Source organism: Streptomyces sp. NPDC049627 (genome assembly GCF_044465645.1).
Lineage (GTDB): Bacteria > Actinomycetota > Actinomycetes > Streptomycetales > Streptomycetaceae > Streptomyces.
Map to the genome: position 1 here is coordinate 16,178 of NZ_JBITLW010000021.1, position 15,794 is coordinate 31,971.

Consider the following 15,794-nt stretch of genomic DNA (forward strand, 5'->3'; position numbering starts at 1 on the left):
AAACCATGGTTGGCGACTGGCGGGCGAATCGGATCGAGAGTGCGCTGCGAGGTGAGAACCCCACCGTGCTGCGGCGGCTGCCGGCGGGGTTCGCAGTGATCGGCGATGTCCAGTTCCTGCCGGGCTACTCGGTGCTCCTGGTGGATGATCCCGAGGTCGAGAGGCTGTCAGACCTGCCGAGGGACAAGCGCGTGGCGTTCCTTTCAGACATGGACCACCTCGGGGAAGCGGTCGAGCGTGCATCCCGTCGCATGAATACGGCCTTCCGGCGGGTCAATCTCGAGATCCTCGGCAACACCGACGGATTCCTGCATGCGCACGTATGGCCCCGGTTCGAGTGGGAGCCGGCCGACTTGGTGCGCATGCCGGTGTGGCTCTACCCCCGCGACAGGTGGGCGGACGAACAGTTCGCACTCGGTCCGCAGCACGATCCCCTGCGCAAGGCGATCGGGGACGAGTTGGACCGCCTCCACGCGGCGAACTGACGGCAGGGAGATCACCGGCCCCGCCACATCCTCGGGCGGCGCCCACCGCCCGGCCTGTCGGCGCGGCGTGCCCCGCCCGATCATCTCGCCGAGCCTCACCCCACCCCCGGCAACGCCCGCCCCAGAATCGCGCCCACATCGGCGGCATCCGGCAGCGTTCCGAACGCATGCCCCCAGTCGCCCCCGAGTCGCGTGGCGCAGAAGGCGTCGGCCACGGCCGGAGGGGCGTGGCGGACGAGTAGGGAGGCCTGGAGGGTCAGGGCCATCAGCTCGACCAGGCGCCGGGCGCCGGCCTCGGAGCCGCCGGCCAGCAGGGCTTTCAGCCGGGTGACGGACGCGTCCAGCCGGGCGTCCGCACCCTGTGCCAGGGCCAGCTCCGCGAAGAGCGCCTCCGCCGTGCCGGGCTCCCGGCTCAACGCCCGCAGCACATCGAGGGCGTTGACGTTCCCCGAGCCCTCCCAGATCGACAGCAGCGGAGCCTCGCGGTAGTGGCGGGGCATGCCCGACTCCTCGACGTAGCCGTTGCCGCCCAGGCACTCCAGGGCCTCCGCGGTGAAGGCCGGGCCCCGCTTGGTGACCCAGTACTTGCCGACGGCGGTGGCGATACGGCGGAACGCCGCCTCCGCGCCGTCCTCACCGTCGGCGCCGCCCCCGCGCACCGCCCGGTCGGCCGCACCGGCCAGCCGTAGCGTGAGCGTCGTGGCGGCCTCCGACTCCAGCGCGAGGTCGGCCAGGACGTTGCGCATCAGCGGCTGGTCGACCAGCCTCGCCCCGAACGCACTGCGGTGCCGCACATGGTGCCCCGCCTCGACGAGCGTCTTGCGCATCAGCGCCGCCGACATCATCACGCAGTCCAGGCGCGTGCAGTTGACCATCTCGATGATCGTCTTGACGCCCCGTCCCTCGGGCCCGACCAGCCAGGCGACGGTTCCGTCGAACTCGGGCTCGGAGGAGGCGTTGGAGCGGTTGCCCAGCTTCTCCTTCAGGCGCTGGATGCGGAAGGTGTTGCGGCTGCCGTCGGGCAGGACCCGCGGCACGAAGAAGCAGGACAGGCCGCCCGGCGCCTGGGCCAGCACCAGGAAGACGTCGCACATGGGCGCCGAGGTGAACCACTTGTGCCCACGCAGCGTGTACACGCCGGGCTCGGCGGTCGGTGCGGCCGTCGTGGTGTTGGTACGGACGTCGGAGCCGCCCTGCTTCTCGGTCATCCCCATGCCCGCGAGCAGGCCCCTCTTCCCGGTCGGCACGCGCAGACCCGGGTCGTACTCCCGGCTGCTCAGCAGGGGCTCGTAGACCCGCGCGAGCTCGGGCTGCCGGCGCAGCACCGGGACGGCGGCGTACGTCATCGACGTCGGACAGCCGTGGCCCGCCTCGGTGTGCCCCCAGACCAGCCCGCCCGCGGTACGGGCGACATGGGCGCCGGGCCGTTCGTCCGCCCAGGGCGCCGCCGCGAGGCCCTCGGCGACCGCGACCCGCATCAGGTGGTGCCAGCTCGGGTGGAACTCGACCTCGTCGACGCGATGGCCGTACCGGTCGTGCGTCCGCAGCTCCGGCTCGTACCGGTTGGCCTGCTCGGCCCACTCCTGCGCCTCGGCGCTCCCGGCCCGCAGCCCGAGCCGCCGGATGTCCTCCTCGGCCCACGCGGCGCCCTCGCGACGCAGCCCTTCGAACAGGGCCGCGTCGTCGGAGGCGTCGTACGGAGGCAGGGGAGGGGGCTGGTTGGTGACGTCGTGGGTGGCGTACTGCCCGGACTGCTCCAGCGCGGCACCGTCCGCATCCTGCGCGGCACCGGACGTATCCTGCGCGGCACCGGACTGCTCCTGCGCGAGTATCGAGACCATGCGGTCAGTGTTGCACCGCAGCTACGGTTGCAGCAATCCTGTAATACGTCACCCGCCCCCGTACAGTCGTGGCCATGCCGAACAACCCGTCACCGCAGGCCGGCGAGGTGGAACTGCGTCCGCTGTCCGCCCGGTCGGTCGTCCTGAGCCTGCTGCTGGGTCTGCATCCGCCCGAGCTGCCGGTGAAGGACCTGGTGCGCAGCGTGGAACCGTTCGGGATCTCGGGATCCACCCTGCGGGCCGCGCTCAGCCGGATGGTGGCGGCCGGGGACCTGCGGCGCGCGGACACGGTCTACCGGCTCAGCGACCGGCTGCTGGAACGTCAGCGCCGGCAGGACGAGGCGGTCCACCCCGAGACCCTGCCCTGGGCCGGCGACTGGGAGATGGTCGTGGTCACGGCCACGGGCCGCGGCCCCGCGGAACGGGCCGAACTGCGCACCGAGTTGACCCGGCTCCGGCTCGCCGAGCTGCGCGAGGGCGTCTGGCTGCGGCCCGCCAATCTGCGCCGCCCCCTGCCGGACGGCCTGGGCCAGGTCGCCGAGCGCTGCACGGCCCGCCCCGATCGCCCCGCGCGCGAGCTGGCCGCGAGCCTGTGGCCGTTGGACGGCTGGAGCGGCACGGGACATGCCCTGCTCGCCCATGCCGCGCGGGTGCGGCAACCGTCCGATCGTTTCACCGCCTTCGCGGCCGTCGTACGCCACCTGCTGGCCGATCCGGTGCTGCCGGCCGAACTCCTCCCGCCCGACTGGCCGGGCAGCCGGCTGCGTGCCGTGTACGCGGACTACCGCCAGGAGGTGGCCGACGCCGTACGCGCGCGTGCCCAGGAGGAGCAGACGGCGTGAGGGACCGAGAACGACACGGCGGCCGTACGAAGCGCCGTGCGGGACGCTTCGTACGGCCGCCTTCACCGTGGGGGACTACCGGCGGGCGCGGGGGATCACCTGTAGGTGATGTCCGAGCCGGAGTACAGGCAGTTGGTGCTGTCGGGGCCCGTACCCACGGCGGTGTTGTTGTTGTACTTCTGGCAGGGCACGACCTTGCGGCTGGCGTCGTTGTAGATCGTGATGCCCCGCAGCGTCGCCACGTCGTTGCGGTTGACGTTGATGCCGACGAGGCGCGCGGTCGAGCCCGTGCCGGTCACCTCGATGTTGCTGAGGTTGACCTTGCGCGTGTACTGCGTGGAGCAGTCGCCGCACGAGCGGTACAGCGTCTTGAACTCGCTGACGGCGAAGTTGGAGATGTTCACCGTGCCCGGCCCGTTGTGCTGGAAGACCTTGTCGGCGGCCTTCTTCGCACCGCCGCCGATCACGTTGTACGTGGAGCCGCCGCGGAAGGTGGCCGCGTCCTCGCCGACGTCCTCCCACCATACGTTCTGCAGGGTGCAGTTGCCCTCGCAGTGGATGCCGTCGGCGCCGGGCGCGCCGATGATGACGTTCTTCAGCGTCGCGCCGGGCGCGAGCTCGAAGATCGGGTCCTGGCCCTCCTCCTGGCCGTCACCGGCCAGGTCCCCGGTGCCGTAGAACTTCTTCATCCCGTAGTCCTTGGTGCCGGACACGGAGATGGTCGAGGAGGTCCCCTGGCTGCCGTTGGGTGTCGGCCAGGTGGCGGCGCTCGCCGGTGGCGCTCCGAGTGTCGTGATCATGACAGTCGACAGGCCGAGTGCGGCCAGTCCGCCGGTCAGTGCACGCCGGCGGGCGCGGGGCTTTCCTGGTGAAGTCATGTCCCGATGCCTTCTTCCAGTTGGGGGTGGACAGTTGAGGGGGTGGACAGTTGGGCGGATCGGTGGGGGGTGATCGGTGGGGGGTGATCGGTGGGGGGTGTCAGATCCTTCCGGCACCCGCGCCGGACGTCACCGAGGCGACGACCGTGGACGCGGACTCGGCGGTGTAGCTGTAGGGCGGCGTGGTGAAGGTGCCGACCCGGGAGATCTCGGTCGCGGCCCCGCCGAGATCGTTGCCGCGCAGATTGGCGTAGCCGTCGACGTCGCTGCTGCGGTTCGTGGTGACGGCGACCTTGGTGTCGCGGAAGACGTTGTTCTCCACGAGCATCTGGGCGCCCATGCGCGAGTGGCAGGCGGTGTCCGCGCCGGCCACGTAGTTGTTGTAGAAGTGCCCGGTGCCGAAGCGCAGGCTGGGGATGCGCGAGTAGACGTTGCTGAACCAGTTGTGGTGGTACGTCACCTTCAGGTGGCCGGTGTCCTCGCTCGCGTTGTTGTCGCTGTGGCCGACCAGTGAGCCCTTGAAGTGGTCCTTGAAGGTGTTCCAGGACACCGTGACGTTGTCCGAGCCGTGATTGATGTCCAGCAGGCCGTCGTAGTGGTCCTTGTCGTGATCGCGGTCGGCGGAGAAGGAGTTGTGGTCGATCCACACCTTTGTCGACGCCTGGACCGTGATGCCGTCGGACGGCGCCACCGGCTTGCTGATGTTCAGGTTGCGGACGACGACGTTGGTGACGTTCTTCAGCCGCAGTCCGCCTCCGGTGAGACCGGACGACGAACCCACGCCCAGCACGGTGGTGTTGGAGCCGACGTCGACCTGGCCGCTCAGCGAGATCAGGCCGTTGACCCGGACGACCTTGGCGGAGTTGCCGGTCACCGCCGACTTGAAGGCGGTCAGTGTCGAGACGGTGACCGCCGAGGCGCTGCCGCCGCCGGTTGTCCCGGCGCCGAAGCCGACGGGCGAGGTTTCGGCCGCCCCGGCGGGCTGGGGCAGTGCGAGGGCGGCCGCCGTGGCGAGGGCGAGTGCGGCGGCCGTGGCCAGTACGGCTCTTTGCGGGCGTGCATGTGGGGGGAGAGTACGCATGCGGGTGCGTCCTTTCAGAAGGAGCGACTCGATCATGTATGTGAACGATGTGCTTCATATGGAACGCCGCGCGCGGGCAGGGTGACCCTTTGGGGTTTTGCGTGGGCGGCTCGGTCACACTGCTGAACGGAACGTAGGGTGCAAGCGCTTTCTAGTCAACGCTTTGCGCAGAAGAATTCGGTCAGTCCTGGTGGGTGCCGGGCGCTTCCTTCCGGCCTGGCGTGGGAGCGCTTCCATGATGAGCGTGTCCATGCCACGATGCTGCCGACGCTTCCCTGTGAGAGGGCGAGTCCATGCCGACTCCCCGTATGCGTACGTCGATCAGCGCGCTGCCGCTCACTCCGCCGGCCTTCGGCGCCGTGGACGTACCCGGTCCACGAGCCGTGACCAGAAGGGACAAGGACGTGCCCACCCCCACCCGCACCACTCCGACAAGACCGCTGCTCGCGAAACTCGTCGCCCCCCTCGCAGCGCTCCTGCCGTTGCTCGCGGCACTGCTCGTCGCCGCCCCCGCCGCCTCCGCCGCCTCCGCCCCCGCCGCCTCCGCCCGTACCGAGGCCGATGCCGTCCCCACCGCGACGCTCACCGAGGTCACCGACTTCGGCACCAACCCCAGCAACCTGCGCATGTACCTGTACGTGCCGGCCAGTGTCAGGCCCAACCCGGCGGTCCTCGTGGCCGTGCACTGGTGCACCGGCTCCGGCCCGGACATGTACAACGGCACCGAGTACGACACGCTCGCCGACCAGCACGGGTTCGTGGTGATCTACCCGTCCGTCACCCGCAGCAGCAAGTGCTTCGACGTGTCCTCGCCGCAGGCGCTGAAGCGGGGCGGCGGCAGCGACCCGGTCGGCATCAAGTCGATGATCGACTGGACCGTGCGTGCCTACGCCGCCGACACCAGCCGGGTCTTCGCCACCGGCATCTCCTCCGGCGCGATGATGACGAACGTCCTGCTCGGCGACTACCCCGACGTGTTCGCCGCCGGAGCCGCCTTCGCGGGAGTCCCCTTCGGCTGCTTCGCCACCACCGACGGATCCGAGTGGAACAGCGCCTGTGCGAACGGCACGGTGACCCGCACCGCGCAGCAGTGGGGCGACCTGGTGCGCGGCGCCTACCCCGGATACACCGGGCCCCGGCCTCGCATGCAGCTGTGGCACGGCACCGCGGACGACGTCCTGCGCTACCCCAACTTCGGGGAGATGATCAAGCAGTGGACGAACGTCCAGGGCATCAGCCAGACCCCGGCCGCCACCGACACGCCCCAGCCGGGCTGGACCCGTACGCGCTACGGCGGCACCGGTGACCGGGCTCCCGTCGAGGCGATCAGCCTCCAGGGCGTCGGCCACAACGTGTACAGCTACGGCATGGCGGCCCGCGTCCTCGCCTTCTTCGGCCTCGACAGCGGCGGCCCCACCCCTCAGCCCCAGCCCGGCGCCTGCAAGGTGACCGCCACCACCAACGCCTGGACCACGGGCCTGACCGCCTCACTGACGATCACCAACACGAGCACGACCCCGATCGACGGCTGGCGGCTCGGCCTCACGCTGCCCGCCGGTCAGACGATCACGAACGGCTGGGGAGCCACGTACACCCCGGCGTCCGGCGCTGTGACGGCCACCAACGCCTCGTACAACGCGACGCTCGCGCCGGGAGCGAGCGTCAGCATCGGCTACCAGGCGAACCATGGCGGAAACAGTGCGGCGCCGAGCGCCTTCACGCTCAATGGCACGGCCTGTACGGCCGCTTGACCCGCCGGTCCTCGACGTGGCCGGAGCGTGGGTTTCCGGCCACGACGATCTTCCGTACGCGGATGACATGCCGTTTTGCGGGAACCCGGCCCGCACGGAAGGCGCTGTCGAGCGAGGTGGAGCGAGGGCGAGCGATGGTACTGGGACTGCTCACACGTCCGACGGTCGCCGCGGCCGGGCTGATCTCGGCCGGGCCGCAGCTGTTCGCCAGGGGCGCGGCCCCCGCGGTGGGGGTCGCGGCGGGTGCCGTGGCCGGGACGGCCCGGGCGGGTGTACGCACGATGGACACCGCGGGGCGCGTGCTGCGGGTCGCCCGCAATACCCTGCCCCTCGGCCCGCACCCCTGGCGGTCGGGCACGCGGACCCACCTGGCACTGCGGCCCGCCGCACCGGACCGGGTCCGGCGGGCGGGCGGGCTGGAGCACGCGGCACGCCGGGTGGCCGAGGTGCTGGCGGAGCGGCCCGACGTGGCCCTCGCCTACTGGGACGGCGGGCTGAGCCGGCTGGTGGTGACCGCCGTCGAGGAGTCGTTCAGCGACCAGGTGGTGGAGAAGGCGACCGAGATCGCGGCCCGGCACGGACTGGCCCAGCCGGACGAGACGGTGGAGGAGATCGTCCACCCGGCCGACCCCGCCGGAGTGCGGGCCGCCGCCGCGACGCTGGCCGCGGACGGGCTCGGCATCGCGGCCGCGTTCGCCGGCTACGGCCTGCGTCTGCCGGCCTCGCCCCGGGCGGTGACCGCGCTGGTGACGCTGCTGCGGGAGAACCCGCGCTTCCGCGGCCTGCTGCGGGCCCGCCTGGGCCGCTCCCGCATGGACATGGCGCTGGCCTTCGCGAACGCGGCCGCCCATGGTGCCGGCCGGACCCCGACCGCGCTGGTCCTCGACGGTGCGCTGCGCTCGCTCCAGCTGGCCGAGACGGTGGCGCGCACGGCGGCGTTCGACATGGTCCACGACGAGGTCTGCACGCCGGAGCGCTGCAGTGTGGCCGGGGACCACCGCCCGCGCCCGCCGCTGCGCACCTCTCCGGCCCAGGAGTACGCCGCGCACGCCGAAACCGGCAGTCTGGTCGGCGCCCTGGCCACGCTGCTGGTCAAGCACGACGGCACCGAGGCGGCCGAGGCCGTGCTCGCGGGCTCTCCGAAGGCGGCGCGCTACGGGCCCGCCGCCTTCCACGCCCTACTCGGCACCGCCCTGTCGCGCACGGGCGTCCTCGTGCGCGACACGGAACGGCTGCGGCAGCTGGAGATGGCCGACACGGTCGTCCTGCATCCGAGCGCACTGCGGAGCCCCGGCGAGGGCGCCGACCCGTGGGCGGAGGCCGTACTGGACGCCGCCCGGCGCGCGGGGCTGCGCGTCGTGATGGTGGACGACCCGGCCCTGGCCGACTTCACGAGCCTCGCCGACCAAGTGGTGCGCGACGAGCGGCCGCTCAGCGACGTGGTGGACGCGCTGCGGGGGGAGGAAGGCGTCGTCGTCACGGTCGCCCGGCCGGGACCGGACGACGAGGACGTCCTCGCCGGACTGCTCGCCGGTGACGTGGCCGTCGCCCTCACCGACCGGGACGCGGCCGTGGTCTGGGGCGCGGACGTGCTCGCCCCGCACGGTCCGGCCGACCTGTGGCGGCTGCTGCGGGCGGTCCCGGTCGCGCGCGCGGTCGGGCGCAGGTCGCAGACCCTGGCCCGGTCCGGGGCCGCCCTGTCCGGGATCCTCGTGGCCATCGGCAAGTCCCGGCGCGGCCGTCCCACACCGTGGCCCGGGCTGCGCCACACGCCGGTCGACGTGAGCGCGGCCTGGGCGCTGCTGTCCGGGACGCGTGCGGCGCTCGGCGTGGCGGTGGCCCGCGCCCCGCACCCCCGCCCGCGCGTGGCCTGGCACGAGCTGGAGCCCACCGAAGTCCGCGACCGGCTGGAGCACGAGGAGGGACCGGAGCCGACCCTGTCCGAGCAGGTCACCGACCGCACGCGCGACGCGGTCCGCACGCTGGGCCGAAAGCGCCTGTTCGCACCCTTGAGCGGGCCGCTGCAGCTCGCCCGGGCCGTACGCGGCGAACTCGACGACCCCCTCACTCCGGTACTGGCCGTCGGCTCGGCCGCCGAAGCCATCCTCGGCTCTGTCGTCGATGCGCTGCTGGTCGTCGGCGCACTCGACCTGAACGCCCTGGTCGGCGGCATCCAGCGGATGCGGGCCGAGCGCGCGCTGTCCGGGCTGCTGGCCAAGCAGAAGCAGAAGGCGCGCGTCACGACCGACGAGCCGCCGTCCCGGCCGCACCTCGTGGACGCCGCCAAACTCCGTCCCGGTGACGTGATCGAGCTCCGGGCGGACGACGTGGTGCCCGCGGACGCCCGTCTGCTGTGGGAGGACGGCCTCGAAGTGGACGAGTCCGCGCTCACCGGCGAGTCGCTCCCCGCGGCCAAGGCGACCGACCCGACGCCGGACGCCGCCGTGCCCGACCGCCGTTGCATGGTGTTCGAGGGCACGACCGTGGTGGCCGGCGAGGCCCGGGCCGTCGTCGTGGACACCGGGGCGCGAACGGAAGCCGCGCGAGCCGTCTCCCTCGCCGCCCGCAAGCCGCCGTCCGCCGGCGTACAGGCCAGGCTGCGCGAACTCACCGACAAGGCGCTCCCGTTGACCCTGGCGGGCGGCGCCGGGGTGACCGCCCTGTCGCTGCTGCGCGGCACGCCGATCCGCCGCGCCGTGAGCGGCGGGGTCGCGGTGGCCGTGGCCGCGGTGCCCGAGGGGCTGCCGCTGGTGGCGACCGTGGCACAGCTGGCGGCCGCCCGCCGACTGAGCAGCAGGGGAGTCCTCGTCCGGGCCCCGCGCACCCTGGAAGCCCTCGGCCGGATGGACACCATCTGCTTCGACAAGACCGGCACCCTCACCGAGAACCGGCTGCGCCTGGTGCGCGTGACCGACGCGGACGGCACGGTCCGCACTCCGGACGAGAGGGCGGCCGACGCCACGCTGCGGATCGCGGCCCGCGCCTGCCCGCAGTTCAACGGCGGTTCGGACAAGCCCGTCCACGCCACCGACGAGGCCGTCCTGGACGCGGCCGCTCCCGACCCCGAGTGGTCCCAGACCGAGGGACTGCCCTTCGAGGCCGGACGCGGTTACGCCGCCGCCGTCGGCCGGGCCGGGGACGGCACCCCGGTGCTCGTGGTCAAGGGCGCCCCCGAGACGGTGCTGCCCGCCTGCGCCGGCCTGCCCTCGTCGGCGACGGAGGCGGCCCAGGCGCTCGCCGGTGACGGACTGCGCGTCCTCGCGGTGGCCCGGCGCCCGCTGCAAGCGTCGGACAACGCTGCCGGCATTCTCGAACAGCCCCTGCAGGAGCTGGAGTTCACCGGACTGCTCGCTCTCGCCGACATACCGCGCGACACCTCCACGGCCCTCGTCGAGGGGCTGCGGGAAGCGGGCGTACGGCCCGTCATGCTGACCGGCGACCACCCGCAGACCGCGCGGGCGATCGCCGCGGAACTGGGCTGGCCCGAGGACACCGGCGTGGTCACCGGCGACGAGCTGGCGTCCGCGGACCGGGAGGAACGCGCCCGGATGCTGGCCGACATGGGCGTGGTGGCCCGGGTCGCGCCCGAACAGAAACTCCAGGTCGTCGAGGCGCTGCGGGACGCCGGCCGAGTCGTCGGCATGGTCGGCGACGGAGCCAACGACGCCGCGGCCATCCGCGCCGCCGACATCGGCGTCGGCATCAGCGCCCGCGGCTCGGCGGCCGCCCGCAACGCGGCCGACCTGGTGCTGACCGATGCCGACCTGACGGTCCTGATCGAGGCGGTCGCCGAGGGCCGGGCCCTGTGGCACAGCGTCGCCGACGCCATCGCCATCCTGATCGGCGGCAACGCGGGCGAGGTGGGCTTCGGCCTGCTCGGCACGCTCCTGTCGGGCGCGGCACCCCTGTCGACCCGCCAGATGCTGCTGGTGAACCTCTTCACGGACCTGTTCCCCGCCATGGCGGTGGCGGTGACACCGAAGGAGCCGGAGGAGGCGGAGCCGACGGCGGATCGCAAAGGGACGGAACCGTTGGGCACCTCGCTCCTCGGCGCACCCCTGATCCGCAAGATCCGGCACCGCGCCCTGACCACCACACTGGGCGCCACGTCCGCCTGGCTGATCGGCCGCTTCACCCCGGGCACCGCCCGCCGCTCCACCACGATGGCCCTGTGCGCGGTGGTCGGCACACAGCTCGCCCAGACCCTGGCCGACCGCCGGGGCAGCCCGCTGGTCCGCGCCACCGCCCTCGGCTCGGCAGCCGCCCTCTTCGTCCTGGTCGAGACCCCCGGCCTCAGCCACGTCTTCGGCTGCACACCGCTCGGCCCCTTCGCCTGGGCGGGCGTCGCCGCATCGATCGCGCTCGCGGTGACCGGACAGCGGGCGATGCCGCACCTGGAGCGGCTGGTGATGCGACGTCTGCCGACGGGATGATCTCGACCGACCCGAGTGTGCCGACCTTTCCAGGGACGCGGGGAACTGCGCGAGCAACCACCACGGACCCACAGCCGCCCAACGAGACAAGCCACCCCGACGAGTAGGCGATCAAACAGACCGGTGGTACTGCTCGGGCACGTGCACATCACCCCCGAGCTCCCGAGCGGCCTGCCGCGCCCAGGACGGACTACGCAGCAACTCCCGCCCGAGCAGCACCGCGTCCGCCTCGCCGTTCGCGACGATCTTCTCGGCCTGCTCGGCGTCGGTGATCAACCCCACCGCGGCAACCGGCATGGTCGTCCCGGCCTTCACCCGCGCCGCGAACGGCACCTGGTAACCCGGCCCGACGGGGATCCGCACGCCGGCCGCGTTACCCCCGGTGGACACGTCGAGCAGGTCGATGCCGTGGTCCTGGAGGTCGGCGGCGAAGCGGACCGTGTCGTCGGCGGTCCAGCCGTCGTCCTCCAGCCAGTCCGTCGCCGAGATACGGAAGAACAGCGGCTTGTCCTCCGGCCACACCGCCCGTACGGCGTCCACGACTTCGAGGGCGAAACGCGTGCGGTTCTCGTACGAGCCGCCGTACGCGTCGGTGCGGTGGTTGGAGTACGGCGAGAGGAACTCGTTGATCAGATAGCCGTGGGCGCCATGGATCTCGGCCACCTCGAAGCCGGCGGCGAGGGCCCGGCGCGCGGCGTCCGCGAACTGCCCCACGATGTCCCGGATCCCGGCGACCGTGAGCTCCCGCGGCACCGGATGCCCGTCGGCGAACGCGATCGCGCTCGGCGCCACCGGCTGCCACCCGTAGGCGTCCGGCCCCACCGGCGCGCCGCCCTTCCAGGGCCGGTCGGTCGATGCCTTGCGGCCGGCGTGGGCCAGCTGGATGCCCGGAACCGTGCCCTGCGACACCAGGAACCGAGTGATCCGGCGGAACGCCTCGACCTGGGTGTCGTTCCAGATGCCGAGGTCGTAGGGGGAGATCCGGCCCTCGGCGCCGACCGCCGTGGCCTCGACGATGATCAGCCCCGTGCCGCCGGCCGCGCGGGCCGCGTAGTGCGCGAAGTGCCAGTCGTTGGGGGCGCCCGTGTCGGGTCCCTCCGGGGCGGCCGAGTACTGGCACATCGGCGGCATCCACACCCGGTTCGGGATCGTCACATCGCGCAGGGCATAGGGCTGGAAGAGCGCACTCACGGCGGACTCCATTCGTCACGGGGACCGGTGGTCGACTCGTACGATAGGCATCGTAGTACGGCAACTGTCAAACTACGAGAAGTCTCGTACAATGGGGAAGCCCGAGAGAGGGAACCCGAGCGAGGGGACCCGAGGGAACCCGAGTGAAGTGGAGCCGCCGTGACCAGCCCCGCTGTCAGCAGCCGAGACCTCCCGCACCCGACGCGCGAGGAGATCCGTCTGGAGGGCGTGCTGCACGCGCTGTCCGATCCGATGCGGCTGCAGATCGTGCGGGAGCTCGCCGCCGTCGGCGACGAGCTCACCTGTTCGCAGTTCGCCCTGCCCGTCACCAAGTCCACCACCACGCACCACTTCCGGGTGCTGCGTGAGAGCGGCGTGATCCAGCAGATCTACCGCGGCACGGCCAAGATGAACGGGCTGCGCAAGGACGACCTAGACAGCCTCTTCCCGGGACTTCTCGACGCCCTCCTCGGAGCCGCCACCCGCCAGGCCGACCGCCTCGCCGACGCCTGAACCCGCTTGTGCGGGCAGGTGGTTGAAGAGCAGGTTCAGCACGATCGCCGTCAGGCAGCCCGCGCTGATGCCGCTGTTCATCACCGTCTGGAACCAGTCGGGGAACTTCTCGTAGACCGTCGGCACGCCGACCGGCAAGATGCCCACGGCCACGGAGACGGCCACCACCGTCAGGTTGTTGTTGCCCTGGAAGGCCACCTGGGTGAGGGTTCGCAGCCCGCTCGCGGCGACCGTCCCGAACATCACCAGCCCCGCACCCCCCAGCACCGGCGCCGGGATCGCCGCCACCACCGCGCCCAGCTTGGGCAGCAGGCCGAGCAGGACGAGGATCCCGCCCGCGGTGGCCACCACCCAGCGGCTGCGCACCCGGGTCATGCCGACCAGGCCCACGTTCTGGGCGTACGCCGTGTACGGGAAGGTGTTGAAGACGCCGCCCAGCACCGTCGACAGGCCGTCGGCGCGCAGCCCGTCCGCGAGGGAGCGCGGCTCGATGCTGCGGTCCGTCATCTCGCCGACCGCGATCAGGTCACCGGTCGTCTCGGTCATCGTCACCAGCGCCACCACCAGCATCGACACGATCGCCGAGAACTCGAAGGCGGGCGCCCCGAAGTGGAACGGCGTGCTGATCCCGACCCAGTCGGCCTGCCCGACCCCACTGAAGTCGGTGAAGCCGAACGGCACCGCCACCGCGAGCCCGACCGCGATGCCGATCAGTACGGCGATCCGGCTGAGGAACGCCGGCGCGAACCGCTGCACACCGAGCACCACCGCGAGCACGAACGCGGCCAGCGCGAGGTTCTTCGGCTCCCCGAAGTCCGCCGAACCGACGCCGCCCGCTGCCCAGTTGCCCGCGACCGGCAGCAGCGAGAGGCCGATGATCAGGATCACGGTGCCGGTCACCAGGGGCGGGAAGAAGCGGAGCAGCTTTCCGAAGACCGGTGCCAGCAGCATGATGGCGAGCCCCGCGACGATCACCGAGCCGTAGATCGCGGGCAGTCCGCCGCCCGTGGTGCCGATGAGCACCATCGGGGAGACCGCGGCGAAGGTGCAGCCCTGCATGATCGGCAGCCGTACGCCGAAGCGCCAGAAGCCGATGCACTGGACGAGGGTGGCGATGCCGCATACCAGGAGGTCGGCGGTGATCAGGTAGGCCAGGTCCGCGGGCGGAAGTTTCATCGCGCCCCCGACGATCAGCGGGACGGCGACGGCGCCGGCGTACATGGCGAGGACGTGTTGGAGGCCGAAGGCGGCCAACTGACGTTTGGGCGGGATCTCGTCGACGGGGTGCAGGGGTGCGGTTTCAGCCATGGGCGAGACCGTAGGCTCCTTGAACAGATTGTTGATTTCGGGGGTGTTGCTGATTCGTTGCTCCGTGCGGGCCGTCTGTGGCTGGTCGCGCAGTTCCCCGCGTCCCTAAACGGTGGTGCCGTGCGCTGCGGTCATCAGTGACTGCCAGTCGGGGAGCTTCACCACGCCCCTGCCCAGAGACGCACCGAGTTCCGCCTCGGCCCGTTCGATGGCCTGCCAGCCCGTCCACTCCACGGGCTCGATGCCTTCCGCGCGCAGTGCCGTAAACGGATCCGCACGCAGTTCTCGTTGTACGAGCACCGAGGCGTCCTCCAGCAGCGACGTCACCGTCTCTTTCGCGCACGGGCGGTTGGTGCCGATGACGCCGGTCGGTCCCCGCTTGATCCAGCCCGCCACGTACTCGCCCGGCGCGACCAGGCCCTCGCGCACGACGCGCCCGGCGAGATTCGGCACCGTGCCGGTCGCCGGGTCGAAGGGCAGTCCCTCCAGGGGCACCCCGCGGTAACCCACCGAACGCAGCACCAGCTGGGCCTCGACGTCCTCGTAGTGGCCCGTGCCCTTCACCCCGCCCTGCCCGTCGGGCTCTGTCCGTTCGAAGCGCACCGCGCCCACGCGCCCTGCGGCGGCGAGGAGTTCGACGGGCCGCAGGAAGAAGCGAAGCCGGATGTGATGGCGGGAATCCTGCGGCGGGGACTCGGCCCAGCCGTGCAGCACCTCGACGTTGCGGCGCTGCGGTGCGGGCAGTCCGGAAGTGTCGACGTACGCCGGGTCCCGCCCCAGCTCGGCGGGGTCCACGGTCACCTCGGTGTCCGGCAGCGTGCCCAGCTCACGCAGCTCCTTCGTGGTGAAGCGGGCCTGCGAGGGGCCGCGGCGCCCCACCATGCTGATGTCGGTGACCCGGCTCCCGGCGAGGGCGGTGAGCGCTGCCTGCGGCATGTCGGTGGGAGTCAGCTCCGCCGTGCCCCGCGCGAGCATCCGCGTGACGTCCACCGCGACGTTCCCGACACCGATGACCACCGCGGAGTGCGCGCCGCGCACGAAACCGTCGTCGACGGCGTCCGGGTGGGCGCTGTACCAGGACACGAACTCGGTCGCCGACCAGCTGCCCGGCAGGTTCTCGCCGGGGATACCGAGGTGCCGGTCGGTGGCGGCGCCCACGCAGTACACGACCGCGTGGTACAGCTCCCGCAGCCGGGCGGCCGGCACCCCGCCCGGGCCGACCTGGACGCCGCCGAGGAACCGCACCCGGTCGTGCTCCAGGACCGTCCGCAGGTTGTTCTGGAGAGATTTGATCTTCTCGTGGTCCGGCGCCACCCCGTACCGCACCAGTCCGTACGGGCACGGCAGCCGGTCCAGGACGTCGACGACCACGTCGGGGTCCTGCTGTACCAGGCTCTGGGCGGTGTAGCACCCGCTCGGCCCGGAGCCGACGACGGCGACATGAAGCACGGCGGAACTCCTTGTCCGAGGG

At 72.1% G+C, this 15,794-nt stretch carries 11 protein-coding genes; 5 read left to right on the forward strand and 6 right to left on the reverse strand.

The window, feature by feature from the left end; translation table 11 throughout:
• The first annotated feature begins 5 nt into the window (after positions 1-5).
• On the forward strand, positions 6-485 hold the full coding sequence (locus ACIBU0_RS40865; protein WP_398829045.1) for a diadenosine tetraphosphate hydrolase: 480 nt from the start codon (positions 6-8) through the stop codon (positions 483-485).
• A 95-nt stretch (positions 486-580) separates the two neighbouring features.
• Here the strand turns inward: ACIBU0_RS40865 and ACIBU0_RS40870 are convergent, their stop codons facing one another.
• Complete coding sequence (locus ACIBU0_RS40870) at positions 581-2,326, reverse strand: acyl-CoA dehydrogenase family protein (protein WP_398829047.1); 1,746 nt, start codon at positions 2,324-2,326, stop codon at positions 581-583.
• A gap of 74 nt (positions 2,327-2,400) precedes the next feature.
• Between ACIBU0_RS40870 and ACIBU0_RS40875 the strand changes: the two genes are divergently transcribed.
• Complete coding sequence (locus tag ACIBU0_RS40875) at positions 2,401-3,168, forward strand: PaaX family transcriptional regulator C-terminal domain-containing protein (protein ID WP_398829049.1); 768 nt, start codon at positions 2,401-2,403, stop codon at positions 3,166-3,168.
• Positions 3,169-3,263: 95 nt separating this feature from the next.
• Here ACIBU0_RS40875 and ACIBU0_RS40880 read toward each other — a convergent pair whose 3' ends face one another.
• Together ACIBU0_RS40880 and ACIBU0_RS40885 are read right to left on the reverse strand one after the other, a co-directional pair.
• Positions 3,264-4,046 (reverse strand): pectate lyase, encoded by a 783-nt coding sequence (locus ACIBU0_RS40880; RefSeq protein WP_398829051.1) that lies wholly within the window; start codon positions 4,044-4,046, stop codon positions 3,264-3,266.
• 100 nt (positions 4,047-4,146) lie between these two features.
• Positions 4,147-5,127 carry a polysaccharide lyase family 1 protein gene (locus ACIBU0_RS40885; protein ID WP_398829053.1) on the reverse strand — a complete coding sequence of 327 codons (981 nt, stop codon included), beginning with the start codon at positions 5,125-5,127 and terminating at the stop codon, positions 4,147-4,149.
• Positions 5,128-5,531: 404 nt separating this feature from the next.
• Here ACIBU0_RS40885 and ACIBU0_RS40890 point away from each other — a divergent pair, with 404 nt between their 5' ends.
• Positions 5,532-6,878, forward strand: coding sequence for a PHB depolymerase family esterase (locus ACIBU0_RS40890; protein WP_398829316.1), 1,347 nt, complete (start codon positions 5,532-5,534; stop codon positions 6,876-6,878).
• Positions 6,879-7,012: 134 nt separating this feature from the next.
• The gene (locus tag ACIBU0_RS40895; RefSeq protein ID WP_398829055.1) at positions 7,013-11,311 is read left to right on the forward strand and encodes an HAD-IC family P-type ATPase; all 4,299 of its coding nucleotides are present in this window, start codon (positions 7,013-7,015) and stop codon (positions 11,309-11,311) included.
• A gap of 111 nt (positions 11,312-11,422) precedes the next feature.
• On the opposite strand, the gene ACIBU0_RS40900 is transcribed toward ACIBU0_RS40895, so the two are convergent.
• Positions 11,423-12,502 carry an NADH:flavin oxidoreductase/NADH oxidase gene (locus ACIBU0_RS40900; protein ID WP_398829057.1) on the reverse strand — a complete coding sequence of 360 codons (1,080 nt, stop codon included), beginning with the start codon at positions 12,500-12,502 and terminating at the stop codon, positions 11,423-11,425.
• Between the two features lie 159 nt (positions 12,503-12,661).
• On the opposite strand from ACIBU0_RS40900, the gene ACIBU0_RS40905 reads away from it, so the two are divergent.
• Complete coding sequence (locus ACIBU0_RS40905) at positions 12,662-13,015, forward strand: ArsR/SmtB family transcription factor (RefSeq protein ID WP_398829059.1); 354 nt, start codon at positions 12,662-12,664, stop codon at positions 13,013-13,015.
• Here the strand turns inward: ACIBU0_RS40905 and ACIBU0_RS40910 are convergent.
• Both ACIBU0_RS40910 and ACIBU0_RS40915 read right to left on the reverse strand, forming a co-directional pair.
• Positions 12,935-14,323 carry a nucleobase:cation symporter-2 family protein gene (locus ACIBU0_RS40910; protein WP_398829061.1) on the reverse strand — a complete coding sequence of 463 codons (1,389 nt, stop codon included), beginning with the start codon at positions 14,321-14,323 and terminating at the stop codon, positions 12,935-12,937. The genes ACIBU0_RS40905 and ACIBU0_RS40910 overlap by 81 nt on opposite strands.
• Positions 14,324-14,428: 105 nt before the next feature.
• Positions 14,429-15,772 carry an FAD-dependent oxidoreductase gene (locus ACIBU0_RS40915; protein ID WP_398829063.1) on the reverse strand — a complete coding sequence of 448 codons (1,344 nt, stop codon included), beginning with the start codon at positions 15,770-15,772 and terminating at the stop codon, positions 14,429-14,431.
• Positions 15,773-15,794 lie beyond the last annotated feature (22 nt).

What these genes read in the sequence shown, in the direction of transcription:
- ACIBU0_RS40865 (WP_398829045.1), top strand. Translation starts at nt 6, where the DNA reads ATGGTTGGCGACTGGCGGGCGAATCGGATCGAGAGTGCGCTGCGAGGT.
- ACIBU0_RS40870 (WP_398829047.1), bottom strand. Translation starts at nt 2,326, where the DNA reads ATGGTCTCGATACTCGCGCAGGAGCAGTCCGGTGCCGCGCAGGATACG.
- ACIBU0_RS40875 (WP_398829049.1), top strand. Translation starts at nt 2,401, where the DNA reads ATGCCGAACAACCCGTCACCGCAGGCCGGCGAGGTGGAACTGCGTCCG.
- ACIBU0_RS40880 (WP_398829051.1), bottom strand. Translation starts at nt 4,046, where the DNA reads ATGACTTCACCAGGAAAGCCCCGCGCCCGCCGGCGTGCACTGACCGGC.
- ACIBU0_RS40885 (WP_398829053.1), bottom strand. Translation starts at nt 5,127, where the DNA reads ATGCGTACTCTCCCCCCACATGCACGCCCGCAAAGAGCCGTACTGGCC.
- ACIBU0_RS40895 (WP_398829055.1), top strand. Translation starts at nt 7,013, where the DNA reads ATGGTACTGGGACTGCTCACACGTCCGACGGTCGCCGCGGCCGGGCTG.
- ACIBU0_RS40910 (WP_398829061.1), bottom strand. Translation starts at nt 14,323, where the DNA reads ATGGCTGAAACCGCACCCCTGCACCCCGTCGACGAGATCCCGCCCAAA.